We start from the raw sequence: 7,362 nt of genomic DNA on the forward strand, positions 1-7,362 counted from the left end.
AACCAATCGAATGTTCAAACCAATCGTGAATTGGCACTACAATTGCGAGATGGCTGGGACGATGAAAAAGTAGCTAAACGTCAGCAAGAATTTGCTGATCAAAGCATTGTGCTTTGGTAGCCAAGGGTATTTATTTTAGAACAAAGAGTTCAGGCAGGCCGATCATCACCTCTTTTAGTCTGGTAGAATTGTACTTAAGTCAAGTACAGGGAGGAGAGCATTATGGCCAGTTATTCCGCAGGAGCAGTTAAATACCCTTTTTGGTTCTATGAATTTAAGCAGGCTATGGAATGGCTAGACGAGGGGGAAACCTGGGACCAAATTCAGTCAAGAATTATAACACACAATTGGTTTAAGCTTACCTCCAAGGGACGCAGACAGAATTTGTATAGTCAGCTGACCAAGCGCGTGATGTCTTTGACTGATCCAATTTATTCCGTTTTTTTTAACACAGACACCGATAATCAGAGGCTTATCGACTTGATTGGTTTGATGAATACTAACTTGTTGTTCAAGACTTTCATCTTGAGGACCTACCGTGATGAGCTGATGATGGGGGATCAGAAACTCGAAGATTTTGAGATTCAGGCATTCTTCCGCCGGCTTCAAGCAGAGGATGAGAAGGTGGCTAAGTGGCAAGATGAGACGATTGATCGGTTAGCAGGGACTTTTCGTAATTATCTAAGGCAGGCAGGGTTAGCAAAGTTGAATGGATCGACTTTATTAGTGACAAGGCCGCTATTAGATCCAGCTCTTGAAGATGCGTTAGTTGAGGTCAATCACCAGGATTATGTTGCAGCACTGACAGGGAGGTAGCCATGGCAGACTTAGAGAAAGATTTTGGACAACTAAGACAGAAGATTGCGCAACCATCTTTCCAGCAAAATCAGGGCCTGTCGAACGAGGTGGGGTATTACATTTTTGACTATGATCCCAAAGATGAGCTGATTGTTCGTGATAATGTTGCCGATATTGCTGCTTCCTCCACAATTGCGACGATTGGTGCTGACGTCAAAGTCTTTGACCTGTTCGATATTATGATGACTATCGTGGATCAGTTCGGTTATCGAGAAGGTTTTGAGAGTATTGAGCAAGACGATGGCATGGCTGCGGTTGTGACGCAGATGAACAATATCTTGGATATGGACACCGAGCGAAACTTAATTGTTGAGCATATTCGCAAAGCGGTCGAAAATGATGAATCCACGATTATCTTTCTGGTTGGGGTTGGAAAGATTTTTCCGTTGCTTCGGTCGCATAAGATTTTGAATACAATGAATCAAGTGATCGATAAGTTCCCTGTGGTGATGTTCTATCCTGGTAAGTACGATGGTGTGCACCTGAAGATGTTTGGTCAATTGGAAGACGACAATTACTATCGGGCGTTTGGATTAAGAATGGAGTGGAATGAAAATGAAGATTAAGGATCTTTTTCAAAAGTCAATTGATCGGGACATCCAAGGGGTCATCAAAGTCGGTCAAGAGGACAATACTAAGCAGGAACTGGAAGAGTACGTGGTGACAAATGAGCTACAGTCGCAGTTTGCCCGTTTCTTTTCTGCTTATGAAGATTCTTTGACGGGTTCAACTGATGACATGGGGGTGTGGATCTCTGGCTTCTTTGGTTCCGGGAAGTCACACTTTTTGAAGGTCATCGCCGATGTATTGGAAAACCGAGAAGTTGATGGAAAGCGCGCCGTTGACTATTTTGAAGGTAAGATTAAGGATCAGATGACGCTGAATCAGATGCACGCTGCAGCCGAATCCGATACTCAGGTCATCCTTTTTAATATTGACGCCAAAGCGATGAGCGGTGATAAAGCTGATGACAATGTTATTGTTAAGGTCTTTTTACAAGTGTTCAACGCCATGCAGGGCTTTTCTGATAAGAGCCCTTGGATTGCGGATCTTGAGCGCCGTTTGGTTGCTGCTGGCAAGTATGATGAATTTAAGCAAGCATTTAGCCAAATTGAAGATAATCACTTAGATTGGGAAGATGGGCGTGATCACTACTACTTCAACATGGGAAAAATCCGCGACGCCCTTGTTTCCATTGATTTCATGAGCCAGGAAGACGCTCAGGGTTTCATTGATCAACTGAAGACGCCATATCAGATAAATGTTGAGGATTTTGCAGAACTGGTGAATGATTATGTCCAGAAAACTGGGCATCGCGTAGCGTTCTTGGTTGACGAAGTTGGTCAGTTTGTTGGCGATAGTCTACAACGGATGCTGAATCTGCAGACTGTTGTTGAGGAGCTTGGTCGTGTTGTTAAGGGCAAGGCCTGGGTTGTGGTCACTTCTCAGCAGGACATTGCTGAGGTCACTAACAATGTTAACGGGCAGGACTTCTCTAAAATTCAAGGTCGGTTCAAGACACGGATTGCTTTAAGTTCGGCCAACGTTGACGAAGTGATCAAAAAGCGTTTGCTGGCTAAGACCCCGGAGGTTGAGGACAATCTGAAAGGCATGTATGTCGCCAACGGTTCTGCTATCAACAATGCCATCGACTTTGATCAAGAAGGCGTTAAAAGGCTGAAGTATGATTCACCAGAGAGCTTTGCTAATAATTATCCATTTGTGCCATATCAGTTTAATTTACTGCAACAGGTACTAACTGCAATTAGGACTCACGGGTCTGAGGGAAAGCATCTTTCAGAAGGTGAGCGCTCAATGCTCTCAATCTTTCAAGAGTCTGCCATTCGTATGGAGGATCGCGACGTTGGTGCGTTGATTCCTTTCTCGCTTTTCTTCGAAGGCCTTGAACAATTTCTCGACCATACCCACCGCATTGTGATTGAACACGCGCGCGAGGATGATCAGGTGATCAATCCGAAGAAGGAACGCAATCCATTCGCCATTCAAGTTCTCAAGACGCTATTTATGGTCAAGTATGTGACCACATTTAAGGCAACGTTGAATAACATTGTGACCTTGATGATTGACAGCACTGATGTTGATAAGATTGAACTGACGAGGAGGGTTCAAGAGGCCCTCAACAAACTTGTGAGTCAGCAAGTAGTCGAGAAGAATATGGATACCTATGTCTTTTTGACGGACACCGAGCAGGACATTAACAAAGAAATTGAGCAGCAACAAGTATCTGATGCTGAAATTATCAATAAATTAGGAGAGTTTCTGTTCGACACTAAAGTTATTCCATCAAAGTATAGCTATCCCAAACTAAATGGTCGGTATATCTTCAGCTTGAACGAGTATATTGATGATACGCCTATGGGAAAAACGAATAATGCTCTTTCAATTCGGTTGTTAAGTACCCTCAATCTCGAAAAGCGAGATCAAGCGATGGCACGTCTTCACTCTGCAGGGGCACCAACAGAAGTGGTCATCTTACTAACTGACCAAGACGATTATATTAGCTATATTAGGCGTGCAGAGAAAATCCAGAGATTCCGCATGAGTGGCACGAACAATACTGATTCTCGTTATCGTTCGTTAGTTGATGCACGTGCAGCAGAGCATAATGAACTGCTCGATATGGCTCGAACGAAGGCGATCGAAGCACTCCATCATTCCTCCATTTTTGTGGGTGGGAATGAGCTGGACAAGGGTCGCGATTTTGCTCATCAATTAGATGCCGCCCTTCAGAGCGTGGTAGATGATACGTATCGTAATCTTAGCTATATCGACGCCGCAAAGGGAGAGAAAGACGTTCTTCAGGTTCTTAAATCAGGCGAACTAGTAGATACTTCAGAAAACAAGCGTGCCGTCGAGGCTGTCATCGGATGGTTGCAACGTGAGAAGGATCCACACATCACACTGAAACGGGTTATCGATCGGTTTCATGAGATTCCCTTTGGCTATACCGAGGAAGATGTAGAATGGATCGTGGGCAAGCTGTATGCGGCTGGTAAGATCAAATTAACGTATAACGGTGAAGTTGTTAGTCGCGTCTCAGGCGAATTTAACGTTAAGCAAATTGTTGATTTTCTAACCAAGAAGCAATACACCGAAAAGATTGCTCTTCAAATTAAACATGATTATACGCCAACAGAGATTAAAAGGTTGCGTCAGGTTGCCAGCCAAGTTTTCAAGAAGAATTCTTTCTCGTCGGATAATTCTGAAATTTTGGTCTCTGAGCTTAAGCCCAAGATTGCCAGCGACTACGAAAGCTTAAGGCAGTATGAGTTAAAAGATCAGCGTTACCCTGGTCATGATCTTCTTCAAAAGGGTATCGAACTTCTCCACGAGTTGAACGTAACCAAGGATTCGGATCAATTTTTCGATGTTTTAAGTCGGCGTTTTAATGACCTATTGGATTGGCGCGAAGATTTTGAAGACAGGGGTATTGCGGATTTTTACGTTAATCAGAATACCCAAGACATTTGGGACGCTGGACTTAAGGATCTCTCGATCTACGAGCACTCAAAGGAAAAAAATCAGTAATTCTGAACTCGAATCGGTGGTTGCACAGTTAACTGACCAGCTTAAGTCGAATCAAGCAGAGAGTTCAATACAGAATATCAGGGCGCTGGATGGCCAGTTTGATACGCTCTACAATCAGATTTTTGACGCTGAACTTAAAAAGGTTCAACACAAAATTGAGCAGTATCGGATTCAAGCTGAAGATAAGATGGTTCGTTCCGAAATTGGTGAGACGTTTAACCACAAAAGTTTTGTCCCATTCAGTAACAAAATTGACCAAACCTTGATGGAAGCTAAGGATGCTGGTGTTCTGAATGACCTAAGTGCTAAAGCAGATGTCGCGCATCGGGAGTACGAGAAGTTTCAGAACGAACTGAATGCTGCCGTTGCTAAGGCCAAATCGGAAGAACAGGGAACACAACCTACAACATCTTCAACAACCAGCGAAAACGGTTCAACGGCATCATCAGTTGCCCCAACAACTGCGCCAACAGCTGAGGGTAAGGTTAAAAACTTTGTGGATGTCCATCCAACAGATCTGAGACTAAAACAGATCTGGAATATCAATGACACAAAGGATATTGACTCTTATCTCAAAGAATTGAAGCAACAATTGGCAGATAGACTCAATGATGATGGTGTGGATGGTATTGATTTTCATCTGTGATTGTTTATCTCAAAAAGTATACGGGGAGCTTACATGGACAAAAAAATTGTAGAGACATTTGCAACGCACGCACGCAGAGACCTCATTGGAGCAGTTAAGCTTCGTCTAGAGTTGATCAGTATTACCGATAAGGGAGCAGAGGAGAAGCTTCCAAGTTCAACAGCTGAGGCTGAATTTTATGCTGGGAACCCCGCCCATCCCTTGATCGGTTCGGACATTACCCGAAGAAGGGCAATCATCAGTCGACTCGAGGACCGAAAGGACGGAAAGAGTTGGTCTGAAGCTTTCTCTGAGTTGACCGAAGAAGCAGCCTATACATGGTTTAACCGCATAATTGCTTTGCGTTTTATGGAAGTTAATGATTATCTTCCATCTGGAACACGTGTCTTGTCATCGATTCGCGGTACAGCTGAACCAGATATTATGACTGATGCACGTGGTATTGAAGATGCGTTAGGTGGCTACAGTGGGGATGAACTCGCGCTTATTGATCGCGCCTGGGATACCCAGGCTCCAGCCGCAATGGATGATCTGTATCAGATGCTGTTTTTGAAGCAAGTGAATGCGCTGAGCAAAAACCTGCCCAGTCTTTTTGAGCCTACGAAAGATTACTTACAACTTCTGTTTACCCCAAATTATCACAGTGGGGTAATCAAAGATCTTGTAACAAATGTGCCAGAGGCTGATTTTGATGTAGGTGATTCAGGCCAAGGCCAAGTAGAAGTGATTGGTTGGCTTTACCAGTACTACAACGAAGAACCGCATAATCGCGTTGTGAATATTAATGGAGGTGCGGTAAAAGAGGCAGATATACCAGCGGCAACCCAGCTTTTTACGACAGACTGGGTTGTACGCTACATGGTTGATAACTCACTTGGCCGATACTATCTGGAACACTCTGAGAATTCAGGCTTGGCTTCTACATTACATTATTTAATCCCTGGGAAACTTCATTCAGTTTCGAAGAGCGTAGAACTCTCCCAATTGCGTGTACTTGATAATGCGATGGGTTCTGGTCACATTCTTGTTTATGCCTTCGATGTCTTGATGGCAATCTATGAGGAGAATGGATTTGTAAAGCGCGAAGCCGCTAGAAAAATTGTTCAAAACAATTTGTTTGGCTTGGAAATTGATAAGCGGGCTTTTCAACTTGCTTATTTTGCCATCATGATGAAGCTCCGTCAGTATGATCGACACGCCCTTGATGGGAATATTCAGCCTAATCTCTATGAGTTTGAGTCTTCGGCTAATCTCACGGATGATGTTATTGACCAGCTTGATCTTAGCTCAGAGTCAAAGCGTGATTTAACCGAAATTCGAGATGAGTTCATCAACGCGAAGTCGTTAGGCTCAATTATTGAACTTTCAAAAACTTATGACACCAAAAGTATTCGAAATGGGATGGGAGAACAAGATTCTGATGCGGTCAGTCTATTTGTAGGGGAAAGTATTCGAAGTCAAATTTTCAGAATGCTGTCTGTCATCGATGTGTTACAGGCAACTTACGATGTTGTTGTCACGAATCCGCCTTATCTGAATAAGATGGATAAGCCTCTGAAGGCTTATGTCAAAAAGCATTACAAGGCTTATTCAGGAGATCTTTTCTCTGTTTTCATCTGGCTTAATATTGGGATGACCAAACCAAATGGATATGCTGCGTATATGACCCCGATGGTATGGATGTTCATTAAAACATATCAGGCATTGCGCACATCGGTCTTGGGTACTAAGCGGATTTCTAGTCTGATTCAAATGGAATATTCTGCGTTTGAAGAAGCTACTGTTCCAATTAATACGTTCGTGCTTCAAAACTCTCATGAAAATTTGGTTGGCAGCTATATCCGCCTTTCTGATTTCAAGGGTGGCATGGGCGTTCAGCGTGAAAAGACGCTTAAAGCAATTCAAAATCCAGATGTGTCATACTTTTATCGAACTAACCAAGCGAACTTCGGAAAGATACCTGGCAGTCCAATTGCGTATTGGGCGAGTTCCGAGTTAATCCACGATTTTGAGGTTGGTCGTCCGCTTGCAGAAATAGTGGAAGCAAGAAACGGAATTACGACAGGGGAAAATTCTAAATTTCTTCGTCAGTGGTATGAAGTTGGTTTTGAGGATGTATATCTGAACGCACATAATTCGTCTGAAGCTGAAGCATCTGGTAAGACATGGTTCCCTTATAACAAGGGAGGAGCGTACAGAAAATGGTATGGCAATTACGATTATGTTGTTAATTGGAAAGATGATGGATTTGCTTTAAAACATAATTTCTGGCGTGATGGACAATTACGCTCAGTGCTTAGAAGTCCCAG

5 protein-coding genes are annotated in these 7,362 nt (G+C 43.2%); all 5 read left to right on the plus strand.

Going from position 1 to position 7,362, the window contains the following annotated elements; all coding sequences use genetic code 11:
• The first annotated feature begins 222 nt into the window (after positions 1 to 222).
• Positions 223 to 816: a DUF1819 family protein gene (locus JCM13995_RS12325; RefSeq protein WP_054666106.1), complete on the plus strand. Its 594-nt coding sequence runs from the start codon at positions 223 to 225 to the stop codon at positions 814 to 816.
• A gap of 2 nt (positions 817 to 818) precedes the next feature.
• Positions 819 to 1,424 carry a DUF1788 domain-containing protein gene (locus JCM13995_RS12330; RefSeq protein WP_054666111.1) on the plus strand — a complete coding sequence of 202 codons (606 nt, stop codon included), beginning with the start codon at positions 819 to 821 and terminating at the stop codon, positions 1,422 to 1,424.
• Positions 1,414 to 4,407 carry a BREX system P-loop protein BrxC gene (brxC, locus tag JCM13995_RS12335; RefSeq protein WP_054666115.1) on the plus strand — a complete coding sequence of 998 codons (2,994 nt, stop codon included), beginning with the start codon at positions 1,414 to 1,416 and terminating at the stop codon, positions 4,405 to 4,407. Before JCM13995_RS12330 ends, brxC begins: the two co-directional genes overlap by 11 nt.
• A gap of 16 nt (positions 4,408 to 4,423) precedes the next feature.
• Positions 4,424 to 5,053: a hypothetical protein gene (locus JCM13995_RS12340; protein ID WP_054666118.1), complete on the plus strand. Its 630-nt coding sequence runs from the start codon at positions 4,424 to 4,426 to the stop codon at positions 5,051 to 5,053.
• A 33-nt stretch (positions 5,054 to 5,086) separates the two neighbouring features.
• On the plus strand, positions 5,087 to 7,362 hold a 2,276-nt coding region (gene pglX / locus JCM13995_RS12345; RefSeq protein WP_156314487.1), incomplete at its 3' end, for a BREX-1 system adenine-specific DNA-methyltransferase PglX.

Source organism: Lacticaseibacillus camelliae DSM 22697 = JCM 13995 (assembly GCF_001311195.1).
GTDB classification, from domain to species: Bacteria; Bacillota; Bacilli; order Lactobacillales; family Lactobacillaceae; genus Lacticaseibacillus; species Lacticaseibacillus camelliae.